Annotated in this window: 26 protein-coding genes; 8 read left to right on the top strand and 18 right to left on the bottom strand. The window is 64.3% G+C overall.

Features of this window, described 5'->3' with window-relative positions; genetic code table 11:
- Window positions 1-16 precede the first annotated feature (16 nt).
- Window positions 17-1,504, top strand: a complete 1,488-nt coding sequence (gene gatA / locus AAG793_RS12840; RefSeq protein ID WP_341909122.1) for an Asp-tRNA(Asn)/Glu-tRNA(Gln) amidotransferase subunit GatA — start codon at window positions 17-19, stop codon at window positions 1,502-1,504.
- A 2-nt stretch (window positions 1,505-1,506) separates the two neighbouring features.
- A complete protein-coding gene (gene gatB / locus AAG793_RS12845; protein WP_341908689.1) occupies window positions 1,507-2,985 on the top strand; it encodes an Asp-tRNA(Asn)/Glu-tRNA(Gln) amidotransferase subunit GatB in 1,479 nt (492 codons plus the stop codon).
- 21 nt (window positions 2,986-3,006) lie between these two features.
- On the opposite strand, the gene AAG793_RS12850 is transcribed toward gatB, so the two are convergent.
- Genes AAG793_RS12850 through pyrE form a run of 3 tightly spaced genes read right to left on the bottom strand, consistent with a single transcriptional unit; the run spans window position 3,007 to window position 5,194 of the window.
- Window positions 3,007-3,741, bottom strand: a complete 735-nt coding sequence (locus AAG793_RS12850) for an aldolase (RefSeq protein ID WP_341908691.1) — start codon at window positions 3,739-3,741, stop codon at window positions 3,007-3,009.
- Between the two features lie 38 nt (window positions 3,742-3,779).
- Window positions 3,780-4,421 (bottom strand): DUF4124 domain-containing protein, encoded by a 642-nt coding sequence (locus AAG793_RS12855; protein WP_341908693.1) that lies wholly within the window; start codon window positions 4,419-4,421, stop codon window positions 3,780-3,782.
- A gap of 8 nt (window positions 4,422-4,429) precedes the next feature.
- Complete coding sequence (gene pyrE / locus AAG793_RS12860; protein ID WP_341909124.1) at window positions 4,430-5,194, bottom strand: orotate phosphoribosyltransferase; 765 nt, start codon at window positions 5,192-5,194, stop codon at window positions 4,430-4,432.
- A gap of 30 nt (window positions 5,195-5,224) precedes the next feature.
- Here pyrE and AAG793_RS12865 point away from each other — a divergent pair, with 30 nt between their 5' ends.
- The gene (locus AAG793_RS12865; RefSeq protein WP_341908695.1) at window positions 5,225-6,091 is read left to right on the top strand and encodes an exodeoxyribonuclease III; all 867 of its coding nucleotides are present in this window, start codon (window positions 5,225-5,227) and stop codon (window positions 6,089-6,091) included.
- 20 nt (window positions 6,092-6,111) lie between these two features.
- Here the strand turns inward: AAG793_RS12865 and AAG793_RS12870 are convergent, their stop codons facing one another.
- Entirely contained in the window at window positions 6,112-6,588 is a 477-nt protein-coding gene (locus AAG793_RS12870) for a BLUF domain-containing protein (RefSeq protein WP_341908698.1), read from the bottom strand.
- 163 nt (window positions 6,589-6,751) lie between these two features.
- Here AAG793_RS12870 and AAG793_RS12875 point away from each other — a divergent pair, with 163 nt between their 5' ends.
- On the top strand, window positions 6,752-8,380 hold the full coding sequence (locus tag AAG793_RS12875) for an alpha/beta fold hydrolase (protein ID WP_341908700.1): 1,629 nt from the start codon (window positions 6,752-6,754) through the stop codon (window positions 8,378-8,380).
- A gap of 52 nt (window positions 8,381-8,432) precedes the next feature.
- Here the strand turns inward: AAG793_RS12875 and AAG793_RS12880 are convergent, their stop codons facing one another.
- From AAG793_RS12880 to AAG793_RS12895, 4 genes are all read right to left on the bottom strand, one after another.
- Window positions 8,433-8,819 carry a response regulator gene (locus AAG793_RS12880; RefSeq protein WP_341908703.1) on the bottom strand — a complete coding sequence of 129 codons (387 nt, stop codon included), beginning with the start codon at window positions 8,817-8,819 and terminating at the stop codon, window positions 8,433-8,435.
- 32 nt (window positions 8,820-8,851) lie between these two features.
- Complete coding sequence (locus tag AAG793_RS12885; protein WP_341908705.1) at window positions 8,852-11,248, bottom strand: ATP-binding protein; 2,397 nt, start codon at window positions 11,246-11,248, stop codon at window positions 8,852-8,854.
- Window positions 11,249-11,401: 153 nt separating this feature from the next.
- Window positions 11,402-11,746, bottom strand: a complete 345-nt coding sequence (locus tag AAG793_RS12890) for an Hpt domain-containing protein (protein ID WP_341908709.1) — start codon at window positions 11,744-11,746, stop codon at window positions 11,402-11,404.
- A 29-nt stretch (window positions 11,747-11,775) separates the two neighbouring features.
- Window positions 11,776-12,645 carry a M48 family metallopeptidase gene (locus AAG793_RS12895; protein ID WP_341908711.1) on the bottom strand — a complete coding sequence of 290 codons (870 nt, stop codon included), beginning with the start codon at window positions 12,643-12,645 and terminating at the stop codon, window positions 11,776-11,778.
- A gap of 31 nt (window positions 12,646-12,676) precedes the next feature.
- Between AAG793_RS12895 and AAG793_RS12900 the strand changes: the two genes are divergently transcribed.
- The 4 genes from AAG793_RS12900 to AAG793_RS12915 all read left to right on the top strand — a co-directional run bounded on the left by AAG793_RS12900 (window position 12,677) and on the right by AAG793_RS12915 (window position 16,975).
- Window positions 12,677-14,032 carry an AmpG family muropeptide MFS transporter gene (locus AAG793_RS12900; RefSeq protein ID WP_341908713.1) on the top strand — a complete coding sequence of 452 codons (1,356 nt, stop codon included), beginning with the start codon at window positions 12,677-12,679 and terminating at the stop codon, window positions 14,030-14,032.
- A 183-nt stretch (window positions 14,033-14,215) separates the two neighbouring features.
- A complete protein-coding gene (locus tag AAG793_RS12905) occupies window positions 14,216-14,935 on the top strand; it encodes a response regulator transcription factor (protein ID WP_341908714.1) in 720 nt (239 codons plus the stop codon).
- A 41-nt stretch (window positions 14,936-14,976) separates the two neighbouring features.
- Window positions 14,977-16,179: an ATP-binding protein gene (locus tag AAG793_RS12910; protein WP_341908717.1), complete on the top strand. Its 1,203-nt coding sequence runs from the start codon at window positions 14,977-14,979 to the stop codon at window positions 16,177-16,179.
- 172 nt (window positions 16,180-16,351) lie between these two features.
- On the top strand, window positions 16,352-16,975 hold the full coding sequence (locus AAG793_RS12915) for a carboxymuconolactone decarboxylase family protein (protein ID WP_341908719.1): 624 nt from the start codon (window positions 16,352-16,354) through the stop codon (window positions 16,973-16,975).
- Between the two features lie 13 nt (window positions 16,976-16,988).
- Here AAG793_RS12915 and waaF read toward each other — a convergent pair whose 3' ends face one another.
- The 10 genes from waaF to radA form a co-directional block, all read right to left on the bottom strand.
- The gene (gene waaF / locus AAG793_RS12920; protein ID WP_341908721.1) at window positions 16,989-18,011 is read right to left on the bottom strand and encodes a lipopolysaccharide heptosyltransferase II; all 1,023 of its coding nucleotides are present in this window, start codon (window positions 18,009-18,011) and stop codon (window positions 16,989-16,991) included.
- Window positions 18,012-18,111: 100 nt separating this feature from the next.
- A complete protein-coding gene (locus AAG793_RS12925; protein WP_341908723.1) occupies window positions 18,112-18,321 on the bottom strand; it encodes a zinc-finger domain-containing protein in 210 nt (69 codons plus the stop codon).
- A gap of 2 nt (window positions 18,322-18,323) precedes the next feature.
- Window positions 18,324-19,265: a branched-chain amino acid transaminase gene (locus AAG793_RS12930; protein WP_341908725.1), complete on the bottom strand. Its 942-nt coding sequence runs from the start codon at window positions 19,263-19,265 to the stop codon at window positions 18,324-18,326.
- A gap of 92 nt (window positions 19,266-19,357) precedes the next feature.
- Window positions 19,358-19,834, bottom strand: coding sequence for a glycerate kinase (locus AAG793_RS12935; protein ID WP_341908727.1), 477 nt, complete (start codon window positions 19,832-19,834; stop codon window positions 19,358-19,360).
- Window positions 19,835-19,838: 4 nt separating this feature from the next.
- Entirely contained in the window at window positions 19,839-21,182 is a 1,344-nt protein-coding gene (locus AAG793_RS12940; RefSeq protein ID WP_341908729.1) for an ATP-binding protein, read from the bottom strand.
- Between the two features lie 2 nt (window positions 21,183-21,184).
- Complete coding sequence (locus tag AAG793_RS12945; RefSeq protein WP_341908731.1) at window positions 21,185-21,853, bottom strand: response regulator transcription factor; 669 nt, start codon at window positions 21,851-21,853, stop codon at window positions 21,185-21,187.
- Between the two features lie 73 nt (window positions 21,854-21,926).
- Complete coding sequence (locus tag AAG793_RS12950; RefSeq protein WP_341908733.1) at window positions 21,927-22,724, bottom strand: cytochrome b/b6 domain-containing protein; 798 nt, start codon at window positions 22,722-22,724, stop codon at window positions 21,927-21,929.
- Window positions 22,725-22,782: 58 nt separating this feature from the next.
- Window positions 22,783-23,262, bottom strand: a complete 480-nt coding sequence (locus AAG793_RS12955) for a diheme cytochrome c (protein WP_341908735.1) — start codon at window positions 23,260-23,262, stop codon at window positions 22,783-22,785.
- An 82-nt stretch (window positions 23,263-23,344) separates the two neighbouring features.
- Window positions 23,345-23,752, bottom strand: a complete 408-nt coding sequence (locus AAG793_RS12960) for a DUF1924 domain-containing protein (RefSeq protein ID WP_341909126.1) — start codon at window positions 23,750-23,752, stop codon at window positions 23,345-23,347.
- Window positions 23,753-23,901: 149 nt separating this feature from the next.
- On the bottom strand, window positions 23,902-25,269 hold the full coding sequence (radA, locus tag AAG793_RS12965; protein ID WP_341908736.1) for a DNA repair protein RadA: 1,368 nt from the start codon (window positions 25,267-25,269) through the stop codon (window positions 23,902-23,904).
- Window positions 25,270-25,366 lie beyond the last annotated feature (97 nt).

The following is a 25,366-nucleotide window of genomic DNA, read 5'->3' on the forward strand; positions in this document are numbered from 1 at the left end:
CACCACCACCGCTGACCTGCATGACCTGGGCGTGGCCGAACTGGCCGCACAACTGGCCAGCCGCAAGGTCTCCAGCGTTGAAGTGACGCAGCATTTCCTGGCCCGCGTGCAGGGCGAACAGTTCGGCGCCTTTCTCGCGACTGACGCCGAAGTGTCGCTGGCACAGGCGCGCGCCGCCGATGCCCGTCTGGCCGCTGGCGAACGCACACCCCTGCTGGGCGTGCCGCTGGCGCACAAGGACGTGTTTGTCACGCGCGACTTCCCGACGACTGCCGGCTCGAAAATGCTGCAGCACTACCGCAGCCCCTTCGATGCCACCGTGGTGAAAAACCTCGGTGTGGAGGGCGCCGGCATGGTCACGCTGGGCAAGCTCAACTGCGACGAATTCGCCATGGGCTCGGGCAACGACAACAGCGCCTACCAGCCAGTGAAGAACCCGTGGGACACCTCACGCGTGCCGGGCGGCTCCTCGGGCGGCTCGGCCGCAGCGGTGGCGGGGCGCCTGGTGCCTGCCGCCACAGGCACGGACACCGGCGGCTCCATCCGCCAGCCCGCGTCGCTCACCGGCATCACCGGCATCAAGCCGACCTATGGCCGCTGCTCGCGCTACGGCATGGTGGCGTTTGCCTCCAGCCTCGACCAGGCCGGCCCGATGGCGCGCAGCGCGCTCGACTGCGCGCTGCTGCTCTCCGCCATGGCCGGGCCCGACCCGGACCGCGACTCCACCTCGCTGGACCTGCCCGCCACCGACTACGCCACGCCCCTGCTGGCGCAAACGGCCAGCTCCGGCAAACCGCTCGACGGCCTGCGCATCGGTCTGCCGAAACAGTTCTTTGGCGCGGGCTGCGCCGCTGACGTGCTGGCCGCCGTGCGCGCGGCGCTGGCCGAGTATGAAAAACTGGGCGCACGGCTGGTTGAGGTCGATCTGCCGCTGACCGAGCTATCGATTCCCGTCTACTACGTGATCGCCCCCGCCGAGGCCAGCAGCAACCTGAGCCGCTTTGACGGCGTGCGCTATGGCCATCGCGCGGCGCACTACACCGACCTGACCGACATGTACAAGAAGTCGCGCAGCGAAGGCTTTGGCGACGAGGTCACGCGCCGCATCATGATTGGCACCTACGTGCTCTCGCACGGCTATTACGACGCCTACTACCTAAAGGCGCAGAAAATCCGCCGCCTGATCGCGCAGGATTTCCAGACCGCCTTCACGCAGTGCGACCTGATCGCCGGCCCGGTGTCGCCCACGGTGGCATGGAAGCTGGGTGAAAACAAGTCCGACCCGGTGGCCAACTACCTGGCCGACATCTACACCCTGTCGTCCAGCCTCGCGGGCCTGCCCGGCATGAGCGTGCCGGCCGGCTTTGCTTCATCACCAGGGGGTGGCAGCATGCCGGTGGGCCTGCAGCTGATCGGCAACTATTTCAAGGAAGCGCAACTGCTGGGCGCCGCCCATCAGTTCCAGTTGGCGACCGACTGGCACACCCGCGCGCCCGGAGTCTGAGCATGAGCACGACCACCCACACCACGACATCTTCTCCGCTCGTTCAGGGCTACGAAGTCGTCATCGGCTTCGAGACCCACACGCAGCTCACCACGCAATCGAAAATTTTCAGTCGCGCCTCAACTTCGTTTGGTGCCGAGCCCAACACCAACGCCTCGGCGGTGGACTTCGCCCTGCCCGGCGCGCTGCCGGTGATGAACAAGGGCGCCGTACAGCGCGCCATCGAGTTTGGTCTGGCCGTCAACGCGCACATCGCCGAGCAGAGCGTGTTCGCCCGCAAGAACTACTTCTACCCTGACCTGCCCAAGGGCTACCAGATCAGCCAGTTTGAAATTCCGGTGGTGCAAGGCGGTGTGGTGGAGTTCTTCCTCAATGGCGAAAAAAAGTCGGTGCGTCTGGTGCGCGCCCACCTCGAAGAAGACGCGGGCAAATCGTTGCATGAAGACTTCATCGGCCAGAGCGGCATTGACCTGAACCGTGCCGGCACGCCGCTGCTGGAGATCGTGACCGAGCCTGACATGCGCTCGTCTGCCGAAGCGGTGGCCTATGCCCGGGAACTGCACAAGATCGTCACCTGGATCGGCATCTGCGATGGCAACATGCAGGAAGGCAGCTTCCGCTGCGACGCCAACGTGTCGGTGCGCAAGCCTGGCGAGCCGCTGGGCACCCGCCGCGAGATCAAGAACCTGAACAGCTTCAAGTTCATGCAGCAGGCGATTGACTATGAAGTGCGCTGGCAGATCGAACAGATCGAGGATGGGAAGACCATCCAGCAGGCGACCGTGCTGTTTGACCCTGACACCGGCGAGACGCGGTCGATGCGGACCAAGGAAGATGCCGCCGACTACCGCTACTTCCCCGACCCGGACTTGCCGCCGCTGGTGATTTCGCGCGAATGGGTGGAGCAGGTAAAGCTGGGTATGGGCGACTTGCCAAGGAAAATCGCAGAGCGCTATGTTACGGAGCTGGGCTTGACGGAATACGACGCGTCTTCGCTTACCCAGAGCAAGGCGACGATGATCTATTTCCAGAGCGTCGTTTATGGAAGTGGCAATCCCGTCCCACCAAAGCTAGCTGCGAACTGGATCATGGGAGAGCTATCACGCAGACTGAACTCAGAGGAGAAATCCATCGAGCAGTCCGTCGTGAAGCCTGATCAGCTAGCCCAGCTCGTTAGAAGCATCAATGCGGGCATCATCTCCAACAACGCCGCCAAGCAGGTGTTTGACGCCCTGTGGACCGGCGAAGGTAGCGACGCCGACGCCATCATCGAAGCCAAAGGCCTCAAGCAGATGAGCGACACCAGCGAGCTGGAAAAAATCATCGACGAGGTGCTGGCCGCCAACGCCAAAAACGTCGAGGAAGTCAAAGCCGGCAATGCCAAGGCGATGAATGCGCTGGTCGGTCAGGCCATGAAGGCGACCAAGGGCAAGGCCAACCCGGCGCAGGTCAACGAACTGTTGAAGAAGAAACTCGGCTGACCTGTGCGGGTCAGCGGCCCGTCAAAGGGTACGGCGCAGCGCCTCGAAGAACAGCTCGGATTGCAGGCGCTCGCCCAGCGTTTCGGCGGCCACGCGCTCAGCGATGTCAGCCGCTACGGGCTGCAAGGGCCGGCCGGTCGATTGCGCCAGCACCTGAAGCGTGCAGGCGCGCTCCAGGTAATACAGGTCGTCATAGGCGTAGTCGATGCGATCACCGCATACCACCACGCCGTGGTTGCCCAGAAACACCACCTCCGCACTGCCCATGGCCCGGGCAATCCGCTCGCCTTCCGGTGGGCCGAGCGCCAGCCCGTTGTAGTTCGCATCGACCGCCGTACGGCCATGAAAGCGCATCGCGTTTTGCGACAGCGTGGTGTCCAGCGCGCGGTCGGAAGTGAGTGTGAGCGCCGTGGCGTAGGGCATGTGGGTGTGCATCACACAGGCCTTGCCGACGATGCGGTGGATCGCCGCGTGAATGAACATGGCCGTGGGCTCCACCGCATGCCGGCCAGCCAGCTTGCGGCCTTCCACATCGATCAGCACGATGTCGTCGGCCTGCACCTCACGCCAGAGCAGGCCGCGCGGGTTGAGCAGGAAGCGATTGGAGCCGTCGGGCAGCTCCACACTGAAGTGGTTGCACACACCTTCGGCCAGACCATGGTGGGCGGCGGCCCGCAGTGCCAGCGCCAGATCGGCGCGCAGCTGCGCCACCGGTGGCGAGTCGTAAAGGGCCTGCATCGGGTCTGAGGGGTTCATCGGGGTCGGTGCGAAAGGTTGGGGCCTGGGGTGCGGGCTCAGCTCTTGCCCGTCATCGCCCAGAGCTGCTTGAGCTTGACCAGTTCCTCATCAAAGCGCGCGTTGATGCGCTTTTTTTCCTGCTCCTGGTCCTGAATGAATTTTTTCTGCGCGGCCACGCCGCTCTCGTGTTCCTCAATTCGGCGCTTCAAGCTGGCGGGCACCTTGCTCGGGTCACTGGCGTAAAACTCCAGCTCGCCGTCAAGGGCCTTGCGCTGGCTGGCCAGCTGCGGGGTCCGGCTGCTGGCGGTCTTGATCACTTCGTCGATGTGCGCCAGGGCGGCGGCGCGCTCCCGGTCGTGCGATGCGCGGTCCGGGTAGCGCTGCAGCAGCGCGCGCTCACGGCGTTTTTCCTCCGCTTCGCGGGCCCGGGCTTCGGCGGCCTGCTTGTCCTTCGCCTCCTGCGCCGCCCGCTCTTCTGCCGTGAGCACGGGGGGCAGCTCGCGCCTGATGGTTCCGGTGCGGTTCAGTTCTTTCTGGGTGCGGTCCATGCACTCCGCGATGGGGCGGTCGGCGGTGATCTTGCGCCCTTTGGCATCCACGCAGGTGTAGATGCCCTGCGCCACGGCGTCACGGCTGGGGCCAGCCCCGACAAGCACCGTCAGGGCCACTGCCACCATCCACCGCTTTCGACAGCGCATCCAGTTCCTTAATCGACGCCGTAGCGTTCCCGGTAAGCCAAAACAGACTCGTAATGCTTTTGAAGCGCCAGTGCATCCGGTGTTCCGGCTGCCTGTGCGTTTTTCGCATCACTTTGTGTAACAAGATATTGCAGCAAGTCGGTCAAACGCGCAATGGCACAAACCTGAAGGCCAAGCTGGCGTGTCACGTACTGCACAGCGCTGTAGTCGACATCCTGACCGTTTTCGGTGGCTTTTTCCTGCCGGTCCAGCGCAATCGCCACGGCGTGCGGCGTGGCGCCGGCAGCCTGGATGATGGCAATCGACTCGCGCGCGGCGGTGCCGGCTGACATCACGTCGTCAATGATGAGCACGCGCCCCTTGACCGGCGCACCCACCAGCGTGCCGCCCTCGCCGTGGTCCTTGGCTTCCTTGCGGTTGTAGGCAAACGGGAAGTTGCGGCCCAGGCGCGACAGCTCAATGGCGACCGCTGCGGCCAGCGGAATGCCCTTGTAGGCGGGCCCGAAAATCATGTCAAAGGAGAGGCCCGTGCGCTTTTCTTCGGCCAGCAGATGGCGCGCATAAAATTGCGCGAGCCGGCCGAGCTTGGCGCCGTCATCAAACAGGCCAGCGTTGAAAAAGTAGGGGCTCATGCGCCCCGCCTTGGTCTTGAACTGCCCGAAACGCAGCACGCCGGACTCCACGGCAAACTGCACAAACTCCTGCGCCAGCGCGCTGTCCGGGGACGATGCGCCGCTCTTGTTGTTGCTCTTGTTGTTGTTCTGCTCCGCCATGCCCATGGAACGCCTTTTCTAGAAAAACCGATGTTCAAACTGACCAGCCTCAACCTCAACGGCATCCGCTCCGCCACCAGCAAGGGGCTGGAGGACTGGCTGGCCCAGTACCAACCGGATTGTATTTGCGTGCAGGAATTGAAGGCCCAAGCCGACGATGTGCGCGGCAAGTTCGAGGAGCTGGCGGGCCTGAAGGGGCACTTTCACTTCGCCGAGAAAAAAGGCTACTCCGGCGTCGGCATCTACACCCGCCACGAACCCAGCGATGTGATCATCGGCTACGGCTCTGGCGAGTTCGACGCCGAAGGCCGCTACATCGAACTGCGCTTTGACCGGCCGGGGCGCACGCAAAGCCCCAAACTGTCGATCATCAGCTGCTACTTCCCGAGCGGGTCTTCAGGCGAAGAGCGCCAGGCCGCCAAGTTCCGCTTTCTGGCGGAGTTCTATCCGCGGCTGCTCGAACTCAAGCAAAGCCGCGACTTCGTGTTATGCGGTGATGTGAACATCGCCCATCAGGAAATCGACCTGAAGAACTTCAAGGGCAACAAGAAAAACAGCGGCTTCCTGCCGGAGGAACGCGCGTGGATGACCGAGCTGTTGCGCGACGCCGAGTTGACCAATGCCGCCGCCGAAGAATTGACCGAACGTCAGGGGCCTGCTCTGCGCGGCGGGGGCATGGTGGACGTGTACCGAAAGCTCCAGCCGACCACCACCGACGCCGCCTACACCTGGTGGAGCAACCGTGGCCAGGCCTACGCGAAGAACGTCGGCTGGCGGCTCGACTACCACCTCGCCACGCCCGCCTTCGCAGCGCTGGCACGCACGGAGCACATCTACAAGGACCAGCGCTTTTCGGACCACGCGCCGATGACCATCGGCTACGACTTCACGCTCTGACGCGGTGAATTGGCCGGAGCTCAGTCTCTGCCGAGATTGCTGAGTTCGCCGGAGTCCAGCTGCGCAACCAGCAGGTTCAGTGCGTCGATATTCTTCGGGTCTTCTGCGCTCGCAATGGCATCCATCAGAACCTCACGAATATCCATCTCGGTGACCAGCTCCATGTCCCAGCCGGGGAACATGCGTTCACGTCTTTCCTCATCGCTGGATAGCAGCACGATGCTTTCGTGGCGCGGGTCGGTCTGCAGCGTCTCCATCAGCTGCAGCACGCTGGCGCGGGGGCCTTCGAGCCACTGGAAGAAGATGCCGCTGCCAAAGGCGAGCTGGCCGGTGATGCCACGCGCCGGGTTGTGGCGCCGCGAGGACGCAATGATGCGGTCCACCGCCTCCGCATTCACGCCGGGCGCTGCGCGGCTGCAGTACACCATGTTGTAGAGCAGCGGAAGATTGTGGCCTGCAATCGGCTCGTCAATCCGTTCATGGTGGGTGGCGCTCATGGGCAGGTCTTTCGGGAAGGGTCGCGGCGTGTGGCCGGAGATGGCGGCCTCCACGCGGTGCGGGAGGGCAGAGGATAACCCAGACCGCCTGCGGCAGAATCGGTGGCATGCGCCAGGCCCCCGCTTTGACTGCCCCCACTGCCCTTGCAGGGCAACGCAGCGCATGACGCTTACGCGCACCAACAACCGCTGGCCCAGCGCATTGGCGGGCCTGGTCGGTCTGGTGTCAGTCGTCGCCATCCTGGTGGGCGTGTGGCAACTGGAAGCCGCCTTTGATGGCGTGTCGATTGACCGCCAGCGCCTTGGCACCACACCCGTGACGGTGTTCCGCCCCGCGCCAGCCGCCGGTGTGGCCAGTGCCATCAGCGCACCGGTGGTGTTGATTGCCCACGGCTTTGCCGGCTCGCAGCAGTTGATGCAACCGTTTGCGCTGACGCTGGCCCGCAACGGCTTTACCGCCATCACCTTTGACTTTCCGGGCCATGGCCGCAACCCGGCGCCCATGCCAGGCGGAATCACCGACACCGACCAGAGCCTGCAAAGCCTGCTGGCCGCCATGACACAAATGGGCGCATTCGCCGCCCAACTGTCGCAGGCGAAGGGCGGCGATGGGCGCTATGCGGTGGTTGGCCACTCGATGGCCTCAGACATCGTGGTGCGGCATGCGCAGGCGCACCCGGACGTGGTGGCCACGGTCGGCGTGTCGCTGTTTGCGCCCAGCATCAGCGCCAGTACCCCCGGCAACAGCCCCCGCAATCTACTGGTGGTGGCCGGTGCGATGGAGCCCGCCATGATGGCCGACGAGGCCCTGCGCGTCGTCGCCCGGGTGGCTGGGGCCGATGCGAAGCTCGACACCACCTACGGCCGCTTTGAAGACGGCACCGCGCGCAAGGCGACGCTGGCGCCGGGCGTGGAACACATCGCCGTGCTCTACAGCCGCGCCACGCTGAAGCAGACGCTGGACTGGCTGAGCGCAGCGTGGGGTCGCCCGCCTGCCGCCCAAGCCTTCACCGATTCGCGCGGGCCCTGGCTCGGCTGGCTGCTGGCCGGTGTGGTGGGGCTGGCATGGCCGCTGTCCCGGCTGTTGCCCCGCGTGGCCCGCTCTGACTCTGACGCGGCACCACGCGCGCGCATGCGCTGGTGGGGGCCGATCCGGCGCAGCTACCTGCCACTGGCGGTGCTGCCCGCCGTGATCACGCCGCTGGTGCTGTGGAGGATGCCTGGCAACCTGCTGCCACTGCTGCTTGGCGACTATCTGGTGATGCACTTTGCCTTGTATGGCTTGCTGACCCTTCTGGGCATGGCGCTCGTGCGCCGTACTATGCCGGGTGCATTTGCCGGTGTGGCTGTGGGAAGCCGCCGCGCAGCCGCTCTGGCCGTTGCCATGGCGACTGCCTACGCGCTGTTTGCGGTGGGCCTGCCGGTCGACAGCTATGTGTTCAACGTACAACCAGAGCCAGCGAGGTTGCCGCTGATCCTGGCCATGTGCCTGGGCACCCTCCCCTACTTCATCGCCGATGAATGGCTCACGCGCGATGCCGGAGCCGCACGCGGCGCCTATCTGGTGACGAAGGTGTGCTTTCTGCTGTCGCTGGTGCTGGCAATTGCGCTGAACCCGGCCAAGCTGTTTTTTCTGGCGATCATCGTGCCCGCCATCCTGCTGCTGTTTGTGGTGTATGGCCTGTTCAGCCGCTGGACGTTCGCGAGTACCGGGCATCCGGCGGTGGCTGCGCTGGCCAATGCACTGACCTTTGCCTGCTTTGTGGCCGTCACCTTCCCTATCGTGGCGTGACGGCTCCGCGCCTCACACAGGTCAATCTGGGCCGGCCGGTCGGGTTGGTGATTCAGTCCAACGAAGCCCAGATGCGCTGAATCTGCGCCGACAGCTCCATCGGGTCAAACGGCTTGGGGATCACCTCGACAGCACCCAGGCTCTTGTAATGCGCCACTTCTGCGGCCTGCACTTTGGCCGTCATGAAGATCACCGGCGTGTGGGCGGTTTCAGGCATGGCGCGCAAGGCCTGCAACGCGCCGGGGCCGTCCATGCCTGGCATCATCACATCGAACAGCAGCAGGTCGGCGTTGGCACCGGGCGCCGCCGCCACCGCCTCCTGGCCAGAGGCGCAGGCAATCACCGTGAAGCCGCCCACGGCTTCGAGCGCCATCTGCGCCACCATGCGGATGTCGGGCTCGTCTTCGGCGTAGAGGATGCGGGTCAGCGGTTTGGGCATGGTCGGTCAGTTGGTTAACAGCAAGCAGTCGGTCAGGGCTGGGGGGAAGACGGGGAAGGCGCGGAAGACGCTGCGGGCGCCGGCTTCACCGGAATCCGCAAGGCATTCTGGATTGTAGTGAGCAGCTCCTCGTTGGAGGTGGTGGCCTTCACCAGCATGGCCTGCGGCTGGGTGCCTTCGGGGCGCTCGGCGTCGCTGGCAGAGAACACGATCACCGGTGGCCGGGGGTTCAGGCGGTCGATGTCTTCAAACAGCGCCCAGCCGGACTCCTCACCCAGCGCCAGATCGAGCAGCACCAGGTCAAACCGGCGATCCCGCAGCCGGGCACGGGCCTGCGCGAGGGTTCCCACAAATTCGAACTCGGCGAGGTCCTGCGCGATGAACGCGGTGATCTGCTGCACATCGAGGTCGTCTTCCACATGCAGGATGACCGGCTTGCCACCGGGCATGCCGGCAATCGCCCGGCGCACGCTTTGCACCAGATGGTTCTCATTGATCGGCTTTTCCAGCCAGTCCGACACCGCCAGTGGCTTGTGGCTCAGTTGCAGCTCGCCAGACGACGCCTGGGCCGAGATGACGATCACCGGCAGATCGCGTGTCTTCTCGTTGGTGCGCAGCGCGTGCAGCAATGGCGTGCCGCCCGGACCGGCGAGCTTCATGTCCACTGTGACCGCGTCGTATTGGCCAGCGGCCAGCCGCTCCAGCGCCGAAGCCTCGTCGTGAACGGCGTCCGATACGAAGCCGGCTTTTTCCAGCATCATGCTGATCAGCTTGGCCACGTCGGCATCGGCGTCGCAGATCAGGATGCGCGGGCTGGCCGGCATCCGCCTGTCGGGCGTTGCTTCAGGGACAGCCGGCTCGGTCCACTCGGGCAGCTCGAAAAAGAAGGTCGATCCGACATCGGCTTCGCTGTGAAAGCCGATGGTGCCGCCCATCTTCTCGACCAGCGCGCGGGAGATGTTCAGGCCAAGGCCCGTTCCGCTTTTCTGCCGCGCATCCGACGCATCGGCCTGCGAGAACTTCTGGAAAATGCGGCTGCGGAATTCCTCGGGGATGCCGGGGCCGTGGTCGGCCACCTCGACGCGGACGCGGCCATCCTGCCGCTTCACACGCACCTCCACCGCACCCTGGGCAGGTGAAAACTTGGCAGCGTTCGAGACCAGATTGGTCACCACCTGCGTGAGCCGGTCGGCATCGACGCGCACGCACACCGGCTCATCCGGCGCCTGCAGGACCAGCTTGACCTGGTGCTGGGCTGCAAAACCCTCGTTGGCCGCCAGCGCCTGCTGGATCAGGGGCCGCACATCGGCCGGTTGCAAATCGAGGCGCATCTTGCCGGACTCGATCTTCTCGCTGTCGAGCAGGTCATTGATGAGCCGGATCAGCCGCTCGCAGTTACTCTTGGCAATGCCCACCAGATTGCGCACCGGCTCCGGAATGGTGCCGGCCACACCGCCCGCGATCAGGCCCAGCGAGCCACGAATGGAGGTCAGCGGCGTGCGCAGTTCGTGGCTCACGGTGGAGACAAACTCGGTCTTCATGCGGTCAATCCGCTTGAGCTCGGTGATGTCGGTGCCCAGTGAAAAGAAACCAATCACTTCCTTGCTGTTCGCCCCCTCGCCGAAGCGCGGGAAGTAGTCCATCGCGTACTGCCGGCGCTGGCCTTCCGGGGTGATCCACTGGCGCTCGTAGTGCACGGCCTGGCCGCCCAGCACCTGGGCCACGCGCTCCCGTGCGACCGCATAGCCTGCATCGCCCAGCACTGTAGCCAAAGGCTGGCCGTCAATCTGCTGGTCAGACAGGCCGAACACCTCGCGGTAGGCGCGGTTGTGGAAGCGGAAGCACTCGTCCTTGTCGAGGTAGGCGATCAGCGCCGGCACCGCATCGGTGATCTGGCGCAGGCGCTGCGTGCTCTCGCGGGCCTTGTGAACGGCGATGTTGAGTTCCTCGTTGGCAATTTCAGCGCTGACCAGCACGCCCAGATCGGTGAGCGAGCGCCGGTCTTCCTCGCCAAGCGCACGGGGCACCGGGTCCAGCAAGCACAGCGTGCCAATCTTGTAGCCAGCAGGGCCACGCAGCGGGATGCCTGCGTAAAAACGGATGTGGGGTCCGCCCGTCACCAGCGGGTTGTCGGCAAAGCGCGCGTCCTTGCTGGCGTCTTCAATCACGAAGGGTTGGTCCTGCAGGATGGCGTGCCCGCAAAAAGAGATGTCGCGCGGGGTCTCACTGGCGTCCAGCCCCTGCCTCGACTTGAACCACTGACGGTCCTTGTCCACCAGTGACACCAGCGCGGTCTGCACGCCGAAGAGGTTGCGCGCCAGGCGGGTCAACCGGTCAAATCGCTCTTCGGGCGGACTGTCCAGCAGCCGCGAGGCCAGCAGGTCGTCCAGGCGGGCGTGTTCGTCGGGGGGGTTCACGGGTGCGAGCATGATGCCTTCAATTGGATAACGGTGGCCGAAACTGACACAGCAGCACCGGCCCCCTATCTTGCGCCATGACAGAGTGTCTGGCGATGTGGGGTGTACGCATACGGCGGCTTTGCTTGATTCATGTCAGCGCCCCGCCGTATTCATGGGGTTCTGTCACACGCCTGCCTCGCGGGCACTGGCCAGCAAGGTGGTCATGGCACGGCCCACCGCTTCCAGCGTGGCGGCGTCCAGCGGCGGGCCTTTGGTCACCCAGGGCTCCATGCCCAGCTCGACTGCGCGTGCGGCCAGGCCCAGGGGCGCAAGGCCGAAAGTCGCCGCCGAACCGGCCAGCCCGTGGGCTTGCCGCTCCAGATCGGCCAGGGTCGCCGGTGTGGCGGTTCCGCCCTGCACCTCGGCCCACAGCGAGGTCAGGGTTGCCAGCCGGGCCGGCAGCGCAGCGCGATATTCGGCCTTCTGTTGCTCCAGAAACGCCAGCAATGCGGGATTGGTCGTGGCCATGAGGTCTGGAGCAGGATGACGTGCCCGTGCTAACCCTGACCGCGTGCGCGCAAATACAAGCCCTGCACCTTGGGCACATTGGCCTGCAGCTGCTGAATGCGCTCGGGGCCAGACGGGTGGGTCGACAGAAAGCTGGGGCCACCGGCGCCGCCGCCAGCCTGCGCCATCTTTTCCCACAGACTCACCGACGCCTGCGGGTTGTAACCGGCCCGGGCGGCCAGTTCGAGGCCGACCAGATCGGCGTCTTTTTCGTCGTCGCGGCTGAAGCGCAGCGTGAGCAGCTGGGTGCCGATGCTGGCAGCCACATCGCCGAGCTGGCCCAGACCCAGCAGCTGCGAGCCGAGCGACAGCAGTGTGCTGGTGCCCTGGCTTTTGGCGATGCGGGCACGCGCGTGTTCGCGCAGCGCATGTGCCATTTCGTGGCCCATGATCATCGCCGCCTCGTCGTCGGTCAGCCGGAGCTGCTCCAGAATGCCGGTATAGAACGCGATCTTGCCGCCCGGCATGCAAAAGGCATTGAGCTCCTTGCTGCCAATCAGGTTGACTTCCCACTTCCACTGGCGGGCGCGGTCATTCCACTGCGCGGTTTGCGGCACCAGCCGGTTGGCAATGCCACGCAGCCGCTGCAGCTGCGGGTGCCCCGTCGGCGCCAGTGCGCCCTGGGCGCGGGCTTGCGCCAACATCTTGCTGTATTCCTGCGTGGACGCACTCTCCAGCTCATCGGCCGGCACCAGCTTGCGCAGACCAGAGGCCGGGCCCACCTCGACCTGGGCCAGCGCGCTGCCCGCCGCTGCGGAGGTGGCCACGCCAGCCGCCGCGAGCAGAAAGCCGCGGCGCCCCTGCCAGAGGGATGCGGTCGGGCGTGTTGTCGGACTTTTGAGATCACACAGAAGGCACATGCGTCAATAATAGTCACAAATCGTTCCCGCCATGTCAGACAAATCCGCCATCTCCACACCGCTCGCTGACCCGGCACCGGCTGCCTCGACGCGCTGGCGCGATGTGTGGCGGGTCTACACCGAGATCGCCACGGTGCGCATGCTGCTGCTGGGGTTTTCGGCCGGTCTGCCGCTGTTGCTGGTGTTTGGCACGCTCAGCTTCTGGCTGCGCGAGGCCGGCATTGACCGCACTACCATCGGCTACCTGAGCTGGGTCGGTCTGGCCTACGGCTTCAAATGGGTCTGGGCTCCGCTGGTGGACCGCCTGCCGATCCCGCTGCTCACGCGGCTGCTGGGTCGCCGGCGCAGCTGGCTGCTGCTGTCGCAGACGATGATCGTCGCTGCGCTGGTGGGCATGGCGCTCACTGACCCCAAGGTGGCACTGCAGCCGGTGGTGTGGTGTGCACTGGCGGTGGCCTTCGGCTCGGCCACGCAGGACATCGCGCTTGACGCCTTCCGCATTGAATCGGCCGGCACCGAGCGACAGGCCGCGCTGGCAGCGGCCTACCAGACCGGCTACCGCATCGCGATGATCTGGGCCGGTGCCGGCGTGCTCTGGATCGCCGCCCGTGCCGAGGTGGCCGATGCCGGCAATTACCAGCACGGCGCCTGGCAGGTGGCGTATCTGGTGATGGCAGCCTCCATGCTGCTGGGCATGGTGACGGTGCTGCTGTCGTCCGAGCCCGCTGCGCGCGCCTTCACACCGTCGCGCAACGCCGCCGAATGGTTCAGGGGCGCGCTGATTGACCCCTTCGCCGACTTCCTGCGTCGCTATGGCAAGCAGGCAATGCTGATCCTCGCGCTGATCGCGGTCTACCGCATCAGCGATGTGGTGATGGGCATCATGGCCAATCCGTTTTACGTGGACATGGGTTACACCAAGGACGAGGTGGCCGCGGTCACCAAGATTTACGGCGTCATCATGACGCTGGCGGGTGCCTTTGTGGGCGGCGCGCTGGCCATGCGCTTTGGCGTGATGCGCGTGCTGATGATGGGCGCAGCACTGAGCGCCGGCAGCAACCTGCTGTTCGCGTGGCTGGGCTCGCGCGGGCATGACGTGAATGCGCTGATCTTCGTGATCTCGGCCGACAACCTCTCCAGCGGCATCGCCTCGGCGGCCTTCATTGCCTACCTGTCGAGCCTGACCAACATCAATTACTCGGCCACGCAGTACGCGCTGTTCAGCTCCATGATGCTGCTGGCGCCCAAGTTTCTGGCGGGTTATTCCGGCAAGTATGTGGATGCGTTTGGTTACACCAACTTCTTCACGGCCACCGCCCTGCTGGGCCTGCCTGTGCTAATACTGGTGGCTTTCGCGTCGCGGCTCGGACCACGCCGGGCAGACTGAGGGCCGACTGGCGGCATCAGGGCTTGTTGCACCGCTGATGGATTGCAACGCCGGTTTACGTGAACTTTACGGCGGCTTCAAGCGCACTTGGTCCTTGCAGCGCACCATGAGGCGATGCAACAAGCCCACACAGTCAACCAGCAGACCCCACGGAGGACGACCTCTTTCACAGCGGATCAGACCATGACACAACAGCTTTTGATGATTGAAGACGACACCCGCCTCGCCACCATGGTGGGCGAGTACCTGCGCCAGTCCGGCTACGGCTTCACCCACGCTGCTGATGGCGCCAGCGGTCTGGCCGCACTCGAAGCCAGCCCGCCGGACCTGGTCATCCTCGACTTGATGCTGCCCGACATGGATGGCCTTGAGGTGTGTCGCCGCATCAAGGGCCAGTCGGGCGCCGGCAATGCCGCGCACACGGCCGTGCTGATGTTGACCGCCAAGGGCGATCCGATGGACCGCATCGTCGGCCTGGAGATCGGTGCCGACGACTACCTGCCCAAGCCCTTCGAGCCACGCGAGCTGCTGGCGCGTATTCGTGCGGTGTTGCGTCGCGGCGGCGAGACCGCCAGCGCCGCAGCCGGCGGCCACAAGGTGATGCGCTTCGGTTCGCTGGAGATCGACCGCGACGCGCGCAGCGTGTCGGTAGCAGGCGCGCCCTGCGAGCTGACCTCTTACCAATTCGACCTGCTGGTGGCACTGGCCGAACGCGCTGGCCGCGTGCTCAGCCGCGACCAGATCATGGAAGCGGTGCGCGGGCGCGAACTCGAGGCCTTTGACCGCTCCATCGACGTGCACATGGGCCGCATCCGCAGCGCCATTGAGACCGATGCGAAAGACCCCAAGCGCATCCTCACGGTGCGCGGCGTCGGCTACGTCTTTGCCAAGCAGCAGGACTGACGCCTGTCGACCTGAACCCCACCGAGCGAAGCGTTCACCCCATGTGGCTCCGTTTTACCTCGCACCTCTATGTGCGCATCTGGCTGGCCGTGGTGGCTACCGTGATCGTGCTGACCTTTCTCGTCGGTGCCGCGTGGCGACTGACGCGGGAAGCCCCACAGCTACCCATCCGCGAGGTGCTGATCCACAACAAGGCCGGTGAGGTCATCGGCACCGCCCAGACGCGACCAGACCGCAAGCTGGGCGATGGCCTGGAATTTGACGTGATCACGACTGACGGGCAGGAGCTGAACCTGGTTCTGCCCCGGCCCAAGCGCCCACCGTCCAACCCGTGGAACCGCCCGCCGTTCGGCTTTGGCTGGATGCTGGCGCTGGTCGGGCTGGCAGTGGCACTGGGTGCATATCCGGTGATGCGCCGGCTCACGGTGCGCCTCGAAGCGCTGCAACGCGGCGTCGAGCGCTGGGGTGCGGGCGACCTGTCGGCACGGGTCAACGCCGAAGGCAGCGACGAGGTGGCCTTCCTCGCCAAGCGCTTCAATCACGCGGCCGAGCGCATTGAGACCCTGATGGACTCGCACAAATCGCTGCTGGCCAATGCATCCCACGAACTGCGTTCGCCTCTTGCACGAATCAGAATGGGTCTGGAGTTGATGGGCACCGGCGCAGGCTCACTGCAGCGCGAGGAAATCTCCCGCAGCATCAACGAGCTGGACCAGCTGATCGACGAAATCCTGCTGGCCAGCCGGCTCGACGCGAGGCAGGCCGATGTCGAGCCCTTTGAGGCACTGGACCTGACCGGTCTGGCGGCCGAGGAGTGCTCCCGTGTGAACGCCGAGCTGAGTGCCGATCTGGGCATCGACACCGACGCGCACAGCCTGGTGGTGCAGGGCTCGCCGCGCCTGCTGCGCCGCCTGATCCGCAACCTGCTGGAAAATGCGCGTCGCTACAGCCATGGCGAAGTCAGCCTCGAGCTGACAGAAGCACGGCTGGCAGGCCAGCCCACCGCCGTCATCAAGGTGCATGACCGGGGGCCGGGGGTGCCGGCCGATCAGCGGGAACGCATTTTCGAGCCTTTCTACCGGCTGCCGGGTGCCAGCGAGCGCGAAGGCGGCGTTGGCCTGGGGCTGGCGCTGGTCAAATCCATCAGCGTGCGGCACGGCGGCACGGTGCGCTGCGAAGCGCGCCCGGGCGGTGGCGCGTCCTTCGTGGTGGAGCTGCCGATGGCCGGGCCCGCGAACAGCTGAGTCGACCAGCTACGGGCTGGCCCAACCGCGCCTGGTCTGACTGACAACGCCGGTAGTTGCAAAGGAAGTTGCAACAGCAGATTTGCTACCCTCACGGCATCACAGGTCGGTGTCAGTGACCCATGCCAGTGGCCCACGCACCGGCCAGCCATCACCCGTCCGAGGAGTCCCCATGAGCCCCACCGAAACACCACCAGCCCGGCCCGTCGCGCAGGGATTTTCTGCCTCTGCCGCCGACCGGCTGCCGATGATGGACCGCGCGGCCATGACGCCGGCCCAGCAGGCTGCCGCCGACGCCCTGATCGCCGGCCCGCGCAAGGCGGTGTTCGGCCCCTTCATCCCGCTGCTCCGTACACCCGCACTGATGGGCCGCATCGGTGATGTGGGCGCCTGCCTGCGCTTTGAAGGCGCGCTGGACGCGCGCATCCGCGAACTGGTGATCTGCGTGGTGGCACGGCATGTGTCCAACCAGTTTGAATGGCTGATGCACGCGCCGCTGGCGAAGCAGGCGGGCGTCCAGGCCTCGGCCATCGCCGACATCGCAGCAGGCCGGCACCCGCGCGCACTGGCCGACGATGAGGCTGTGGCGGTGGATGTGGCGTTCGAGGTCCTGCGCCAGCACGGCTGCAGCGATGCCACCTACGCGGCGGCGGTGAACACCTTTGGCGAAGCCGGCGTGGTGGAGCTGGTGAGCCTGGTGGGCTACTTCGTGATGGTGTGCTGGGTGATGAATGTGGCCCGCACACCGACACAGGGCAAACCGGGCGAGACGCCGCTAACGGCCTTTCCGGCCTGAAGCCTGAACGCGTTCAGGCCAGCGCCTGCAGCACGCGCTCTGCGCTGATGTCGTTCAGGCAGCGGGTATGGCCCAACGGGCACTCGCGCTCAAAGCACGGCGCGCAGTCCAGCGGCGGCTGGTAGGCCGCGTCGTTCTTGAGCCAGATCACCTGCGCCTTCTCGCTCAGCGGCGGCGTGTGCAGCGGGCTCGACGAACCAAACACGGCCACCTGCGGCACACCAAAGGCGGCGGCCACATGCATCAGCCCCGAGTCATTGGTGAGCGTGCGGTGGCTGGCGTTGATGAGGCTCAGTGCCTGCAGCAGCGAGGTCTTGCCAGCGAAGTTGAGGCATCGCCCGGCATACCCGGCATTGACCGGCGCGGCGATTTCTTCGCACAGCGCCGCCTCCTTGCCAGAGCCCAGCAGCACGACGGACCGGCCAGCACCCACAATGCGCGACGCCACTTCCGAAAAGAGGGCAGCAGGCCAGCGCTTGGCCGGACCGAACTCCGCACCCGGCGCCATCACCACATAGCTGCCGCGCTGCAAGCCCAGCTCCAGCAGCACCGCATCCACCTCGGCCGCATCGAGGCGAAGCTGCGGCCGGTCGGCTGCCACGCCGGCCTCACCGCTAAGCGCCGAATAAAACGCCACCATGGGCGGCTTGTTCTTCGGGTTTTTCAGCCGGTGCGTGAGCAGGCCGACACGCGCTTCGCCCAAGTAGCCGATCCGCTCGGGAATGCTGGCCAGAAACGGCAGCAGCGCGCTTTTGAGCGAGTTCGGCAACACATAGGCCCGGCCAAACTGCCCTTCGATACGTTTGGCGAGACTGCGGCGCGCCTTGAACTGCAGGCCGCCGTGCTGAAAGGGGAACTCAATGACCTCGGCCACCTGCGGCATGGCGCGGTACACCGGTGCGACCCATGGCAAGGCTCCGACGGTGAGGCGTTCACCGCGTGCGGCCAGCCGGCGCATGAGCGGCTCGGTCATCACCGCATCGCCTATCCACTGAGGTGCGATGACCAGTGACTCAACCCGGATGGTGTTTTGCATGAAATCCGTTCGCCCTGCGCTTGTCGAAGGGTGTCTTGAAACAATCATCCCGGGAACAAGGCTTCGACAGGCTCAGCCCGAACGGAATTTGAACGCCGGCTTAATGGCTCGCACCGAAATGCTCGCCAGCCTTCAGCGCATACACAGTGCCGCAATACGGACACTTGGCCTGGCCGGTGCGCGCCACATCGAGGTACACCTTGGGGTGGCTGTTCCAGACCTTCATGTCGGCCTTGGGGCTGGGGCAGTACACGCCGCCCTGCCCGTTCAGGTCAGAGGCCAGCAGTTCAACGGTGGAAGATGTACCCATGATCAGACCTTTGCCAACCAGGCGGAGTACTTCGCATTGCGGCCATTGACGATGTCAAAGAACGCGGTCTGGATTTTCTCGGTGATCGGGCCGCGCGAGCCAGCGCCAATTTCGATGCGGTCGAGTTCGCGGATGGGTGTCACTTCGGCGGCGGTGCCGGTGAAGAAGGCTTCGTCACAGATGTACACCTCGTCGCGGGTGATTCGCTTTTGCACGATCTCCAGACCCAGGTCCTTGGCGATGTGGAACACGGTGTTGCGTGTGATGCCGTTCAGTGCGCCGGCCGACAGGTCGGGGGTGTAGATCACGCCGTTCTTGATGACGAAGATGTTCTCGCCCGCGCCTTCACTGACAAAGCCGCTGCTGTCGAGCAACAGCGCTTCGTCGTAGCCGTCGTCCAGCGCTTCCATGTTGGCGAGGATAGAGTTGGTGTAGTTGCTCACTGCCTTGGCCTGCGTCATGGTGATGTTGACATGGTGGCGGGTGTAGCTGGAGGTCTTCACGCGGATGCCGCGCTTCATGCCTTCCTCGCCGAGGTAGGCGCCCCAGGCCCAGGCCGCCACCATCAGGTGGATCTGGTTGCCTTTGGGCGACACGCCGAGTTTTTGCGAACCAATCCAGGTCAACGGACGCAGGTAGCCGCTTTCGAGCTTGTTTTCGCGCACCACGGCTTTTTGCGCTTCCATGACTTCTTCCTTGGTGAAAGGAATCTTCATGCGCAGGATCTTGGCGCTGTTGAACAGGCGCTCAGTGTGCTCTTCCAGGCGGAAGATCGCCGTACCGCCACCGTCCTGCTTGTAAGCGCGAACACCTTCAAATGCGCCGCAGCCATAGTGCAGCGTGTGGGTCAGCACGTGGATCTTGGCGTCGCGCCAGTCCACCATCTGGCCGTCCATCCAGATTTTGCCGTCGCGGTCTGCCATGGAGGGTGCTACTGGGGACATGGTGGGAATCCTGTGATGAGTGGTCGTGGGGGAAAGTGAACATGCGCCGGCACCCCTTCAAAGGGAGCGCTCCGGCGCACAAAAACCTGATTTTAAGGCGCCGGTGGGGCAGCCTGCGGCGCTGCGCCGGAACCCGACAATTCGGCAGCCCCGCCAGCTGCACCGCCTGCAGTCCCGCCCACAGAGGGCCTGACGAGCACATGGTGTGTCAGCTTGCCATCGACAAAGGTGCAGGTGACATGCGATTCCCCGTTGTCCGTCCAGCGAAACAGCTCCGGCTGCTCACCTTTGGGGGACTGCAACGCCCCGAGCGAGCGCGTCATCGCGATCACGTGCATCAGCGTCATGCCGGGTTTGAGCTTGGCATTGAGCATGACGGCGCTGGCCACATGGCCGATTGGCTGGGCCGCCGCGCGCTTGAGGATGGTCATCAGCCGGGTGAAATGCAGCAGCACCCACATCACCAGCGCAGTGACGACGGCGGCCACACCGGCCCAGCCGTAAAAGCGGTAGCCCAGCACAACGGCCACCACGCTCAGCACGGGAATCATGATTTTCTGGAAATTCATGCCGCTATTTTCGCAGGTCAGGCCACTCAATCTGGACATGAAGCCCGCCAAGAAGTACAGAGGGCCGCACAGCCACCTGTGCTCCGGTCGCTTCTGCAATTCTGCGAACAATCGACCAACCCAGGCCGCTTCCAGTCTGCACGTGGCCCAGCACCCGGAAAAACCGTTCGCCAAGGCGCTCAATGTCCGCGCCCACCATACCTGGACCGCTGTCATGGACATCCAGCACAACGCGCCCGCTGGCAGACCGACCCACCCGCACAAGCACACGCGCACTGTCGGGGCTGTAGCGCAGGGCGTTATCGACCAGGTTTCTGATCAGCATGGTCAACCACACGGCATGCGCAGCAACCATGCAGTCCTTATCAGCTTCCAGCGACAGGTCCTGCTTTCGCGCCAGCGCTGTCGGGGCAAGATCAGCAGTCACTTGCTGGGCCACCGCAGACAGATCCACGTTTTGCGTTACAGCTTCGGTTTGGCCCGCCTCCAAACGGGACAAGGCCAGCAGCTGGTCCACGATGTGCGCGGCCCGATCGCATCCCGCCACCGTGGTGTTTAACGCCAGGTCTCGTTCAGGCTTGTTGCCCACTGCGCCGAGCGCCACTTGCGCCTGCGCGCGAATCGCTGCGATGGGCGTGCGCAGTTCATGTGCCGCATCGGCAGTGAAGCGTCGCTCGGAGGCCAACATGCGCTCTATCCTCAACAACAACTCGTTGAGCTCGGCCACGAGAGGCTGCATTTCCCGGGGCGTCTCGGGTAAAACCACCGGGTTCAGCGCATCCGGTTTTCGCTGGCCCAATGTGTCTCCGAGGACTCGCAACGGGATCAAGGCGCGGTGGACGGCCCACCACAACACATAGACCAACAGCGGGAAAGCCAACGCCATCGGCAGCAGCATACCCCGCAGCATGGCCAGGACAATATCGTTGCGCGAATCAACTTGTTCGCCCACATACACCTGCACATCGCTTTCCGCGCCACGCGTGGCAAAGACACGCCAACTCTCACCCCCATAGCGCACGGTATCAAAGCCATCGCGTTCTTTGCTGAGCGGTTCCTCGCCCACATTGGACGACCGCATGACAAGAGCACCTTCGTGGAACACCTGAAACGCCACGCGTGCGCCGTACCGGTGCAGCACGGGTGCGTCTGCAACAGCATCGTCCGTTAACTCCAGCGGTTGCACCACCAGAATTGCAGCCGCCTGGGCAAGGTGGCCATCCATGAGCTCGTCAACCTCATGGCTGGCATCAACCCAGGTCCATACCGCCACAACAAGCCATACCAAACTGATTGAAGCTGACAGCAGCACCAGAAGATGCAGCTGCAGCGAGCGCCCGGTTGCCACGCTCAGCCTCCGGGATGCGGATTGACGCGGTAACCCACGCCGCGCACCGTCTGAATGACATCCGCCTGCAGCTTGCGCCGAAGGTGATGAATGTGGACCTCAATCGCATTGCTCTCCACTTCGTGACCCCAGCTGTACATCTGCTGCTCAAGCTGGTCGCGCGACATCACTCGCCCGCCACTGCGCATGAGCGCGAACAACAAATCAAACTCTCGTGTGGACAGGGTGGCCTCGGCCCCCCGCCAGAATACGCGACGTGCAGCAGGTTCCAGCGACAGATGCCCGACTTGCAGTATTTCCTGAGCAGCGCCATGGGACCGACGAACCAGCGAGCGCAGCCGGGCCGCGAGTTCATGCAAATCCACAGGCTTGAGAACGTAGTCATCGGCTCCGAGGTCCAGCCCGCGTATTCGGTCAGGCACGGCATCACGCGCCGTCAATACAAGTACCGGAGTGATCAGGCCTGCGCTGCGCACCGCGTGGAGTACATCCAGCCCATCTTTGCCCGGCAGACCCAGGTCAAGCACTGCTGCGGCGTAATCACCACCCTGCAACTCGCGTTGCGCCGCCGAGCCGTCACGCACCCAGTCGATCTGAAAACCCAGCTGACGAAGTCCGGTACGCAGCCCGTCACCGAGCATGGCATCGTCTTCAGCAAGCAGCACACGCATTCGGGGTCTCCAGCGTTACCTAAACAAGGGGACAGTGTTGATGGGTCGCAGGCGAGTCGCGGGTTGACTCAGTTCAATCGTCATTGTCGTCTTTACCCCGCTCAGCCCGCACGTCAAGGACAGCACCCAGCGACTGCGCCGGAATCAGCCCGGCGGGAGAATGTTGCCACTCCCAAGCCCAATACGCCAATACCGAGGAAAGCAACACGGCGGCGAGCCAAGCGTGATTTCGTTTGGCCAGATCAGGACCGGACCCCTCGGCACGGCCAGTCACCATCTGTGCAGCCAGATTCTTGCCGCGCAACAGGCTCAGGGCCGCAATGGCCCCGACATGTGCCAGCGCGACAGCCAGGACAGTGTTGCCAAACAACTCATGGACCTCCTCAATCCAGTCGCCGCCCATCAAATCACCCCATTCGTTGTAAGTGGCGTAGCCCGACAAAGTCAGCGGCATGACCAGCAACAGCAATGCGGCGATAGCCACGGCCATGAACACGTTCTGCCCCTGGCGCCAATTCACGGCTGAAGGTGCACCAGCGACCGCTGTGATTTTCATTGAACGTACCCAGGGCAAAAGCCCGGCCAGCTTGCGCCACAAAAGCATCAAGCGCGCCTGACGCGGCCCGAAAAGGCCGTACCCCACCCGAAACACCAGCAAGCCGGCCATGGTGTAGCCCAGCGTCACATGCAGAAGGCGAAAACGTTCGCCATCCGCTGTGAGGTAGGCGCCCGCAAAACTCGGAGCGAACAGCCAGTGGAAGACACGGGTCGGTGCATCAACAACCCGGCGGTGTACCTGCCTGGTTGTTTGCGGTGCCGGGGAAACAGGGGAAATCGGAGAAACAGGAGGAATGCCGGTTACGGAAGTCATGTTGAAGTCCATTCGATAAAAGAGATCTGCGAATCCGCGGGGTAGCTTCCCGTTGAAGTCATTTGTCGCGCTCGTTGGTGCCTACACCTTTGGGCAACACAATTTCGCGTTCGCTGAAGCTGCCTTTGTCTGCGCGCGTATGGCAGGCCATGCAATTGGCTGCGCTTTTCACTGCGGCGTGCTTCCAGGTAGCCGAGTTCAACTCGTCGTGCTTTCGTACAAACCAGGCGGAGGTGGTGATACGGTCCTGCGGTGGTTCATCGCGCACTCGTTTGTAGGTTCCGGCATGGGTCTGCAGCCACTGGCTGATTTCCTTCACGCTGGCCGCGTCCAGCGAGGCATCGGTACCGTAATGTTTGTCCAGCGAACCCATGATCCGTTTCCACGACGTTGCAGGCAGCATCCCTGCGGGGTAGGCGGTGTGGCAGGCCGCACATTCAGCCTGGTACTTGGGCAATATCGGCCCGGCAGGGGTTCGCGCCTCGGCCCAGACACCCCCTGCTGCCATGAAGGCCGATGCCGCAAGCGTCAACCACATGGGTGCCTTGAGTGCATGGCGTACAAGAGTCAAAAACTTTGTTTGCATAGTCAATTCTTTTCGGTCATTGCGTCACGGACAGTCAGCGCTTCAGGCTGATCAGCCACGCCAGCACATCCGCCTTTTCTGCGGCCGTACATTCGCGAGCCAACACGTCATTGCAGTTACGGCGAAACCACTTTTCGCTTTTCGCTGCATCTGTGAAACGCTCAGGGTTAAAGACCGGCGCCAGCGGCGCTATGGCCTTGCCAGTGCTGGCGTGTTTGGCTTCAGCCGTCGGAAGGGCGCCGTGGCAGGACGCACAGCTCCATTCCCGACCATGTTTGGCATTGAAGAACTGCTGGCCCGCGACGGGGTTGGGACTGCGCCCGGCTTGGGCTGACAAAGCAGTCAGTTGTTCTGCGGGCGTGCCAGCCCAGGCCCCAGCCAGACCCATCACGAGCGTCAGGGGAACTACCGCGCAACGATACAAATGCATGACGACCTCCATGACGCCCATGGTAGGAAGCACACATTAACTCTGGCTTAAGACCGCCAAGAAACGCTCAAGGCCGGCCTTGAAACCATCTGAGCGACCGTCTGCAACTTGAATTTGAGCGCCAGCGCCTGAGTTAGCGCATCGTTTCAAAGGTGGTGGCCTCAAGCCAGGCTGCGCACCACTTCCATCGCCTGCTCCACCCGCTCGACTGCATGAATGGTCAGGCCTTCAATCGCCTTCTTGGGTGCGTTGGCCTTGGGCACCACCGCCACGCTGAAGCCAAGCTTGGCGGCCTCCTTCAGGCGCTCCTGCCCGCGCGGGGCGGGTCGCACCTCGCCGGCCAGGCCCACCTCGCCAAAGGCAATAAAACCCTTGGGTAACGGCCGCCCACGCAGCGACGAGGTGATGGCCAGCATCACGGCCAGGTCGGCCGCCGGCTCGCTGATGCGCACGCCGCCCACGGCGTTGACGAACACATCCTGGTCCATGCAGGCGACGCCGGCGTGCCGGTGCAGCACCGCCAGCAGCATGGCCAGACGGTCGCGGTCCAGGCCCACGCTGAGGCGCCGCGGGCTCGGGCCCCCGTTGTCAACCAGCGCCTGAATCTCGACCAGCATGGGCCGCGTGCCTTCCAGCGTGACCATCACGCAACTGCCGGGCACCGGCTCGCTGTGCTGGCTCAGGAAAATCGCGCTCGGGTTGGTCACGCCCTTAAGACCCTTCTCGGTCATCGCGAACACGCCGATTTCATTGACTGCGCCAAAACGGTTCTTAATGGCGCGCACCAGCCGGAAGCTCGAATGCGTGTCGCCTTCAAAGTACAGCACGGTGTCCACCATGTGTTCGAGCACGCGCGGCCCGGCCAGAGCGCCCTCTTTCGTGACATGGCCCACCAGCACGATGCACACGCCGCTCGACTTGGCTGCGCGCGTGAGGTGCGCCGCGCATTCGCGCACCTGTGCCACCGAGCCGGGTGCCGAAGTGAGCTGGTCGGAATACACCGTCTGGATGGAGTCGATCACGGCAATCGCCGGCTTGGAGGCCTCCAGCGTCGCAAGGATTTTTTCAAGCTGAATCTCCGCCAGCACCTTGACCTGTGAGCCGTCCAGCCCCAGGCGACGCGCACGCAATGCGACCTGCGCCCCGCTTTCCTCGCCCGTCACGTAGAGGGTGCTGAGACCAGTGCGCTGCAACGAGTCCAGCGCCTGCAGCAGCAGGGTCGATTTACCGATGCCCGGGTCGCCGCCGATCAGCACCACACCGCCTTCGACAATGCCACCGCCCAGCACCCGGTCCAGCTCCTCGTGGCCAGTGGGTGTGCGCGCCATGTCGGTGGCTTCAATGTCTGACAGCGGCATCACCTCCGACGCCTTGGCCAGCGAGGCAAAGCGGTTCTTCACCGGCGAGCTGCTCTCGGCGGCTGACTCGATCAGCGTGTTCCAGGCGTTGCAGTGCGGGCACTTGCCCAGCCACTTGGGGCTGGTACCGCCGCATTCGCTGCAGGTGTAAATCGTTTTATCTTTGGCCATCTGGCTAGTGTATTGAAGCCCTGCGGTGCAGCCACACGCCAAGCCGCAAGGTTGTACGATGAATGTTTTTCGCCACTTCAAGCCAATTCCAGGCCGA

The sequence above is a fragment of the Polaromonas sp. YR568 genome, assembly GCF_943372955.1.
Taxonomy (GTDB): Bacteria; Pseudomonadota; Gammaproteobacteria; order Burkholderiales; family Burkholderiaceae_C; genus Polaromonas.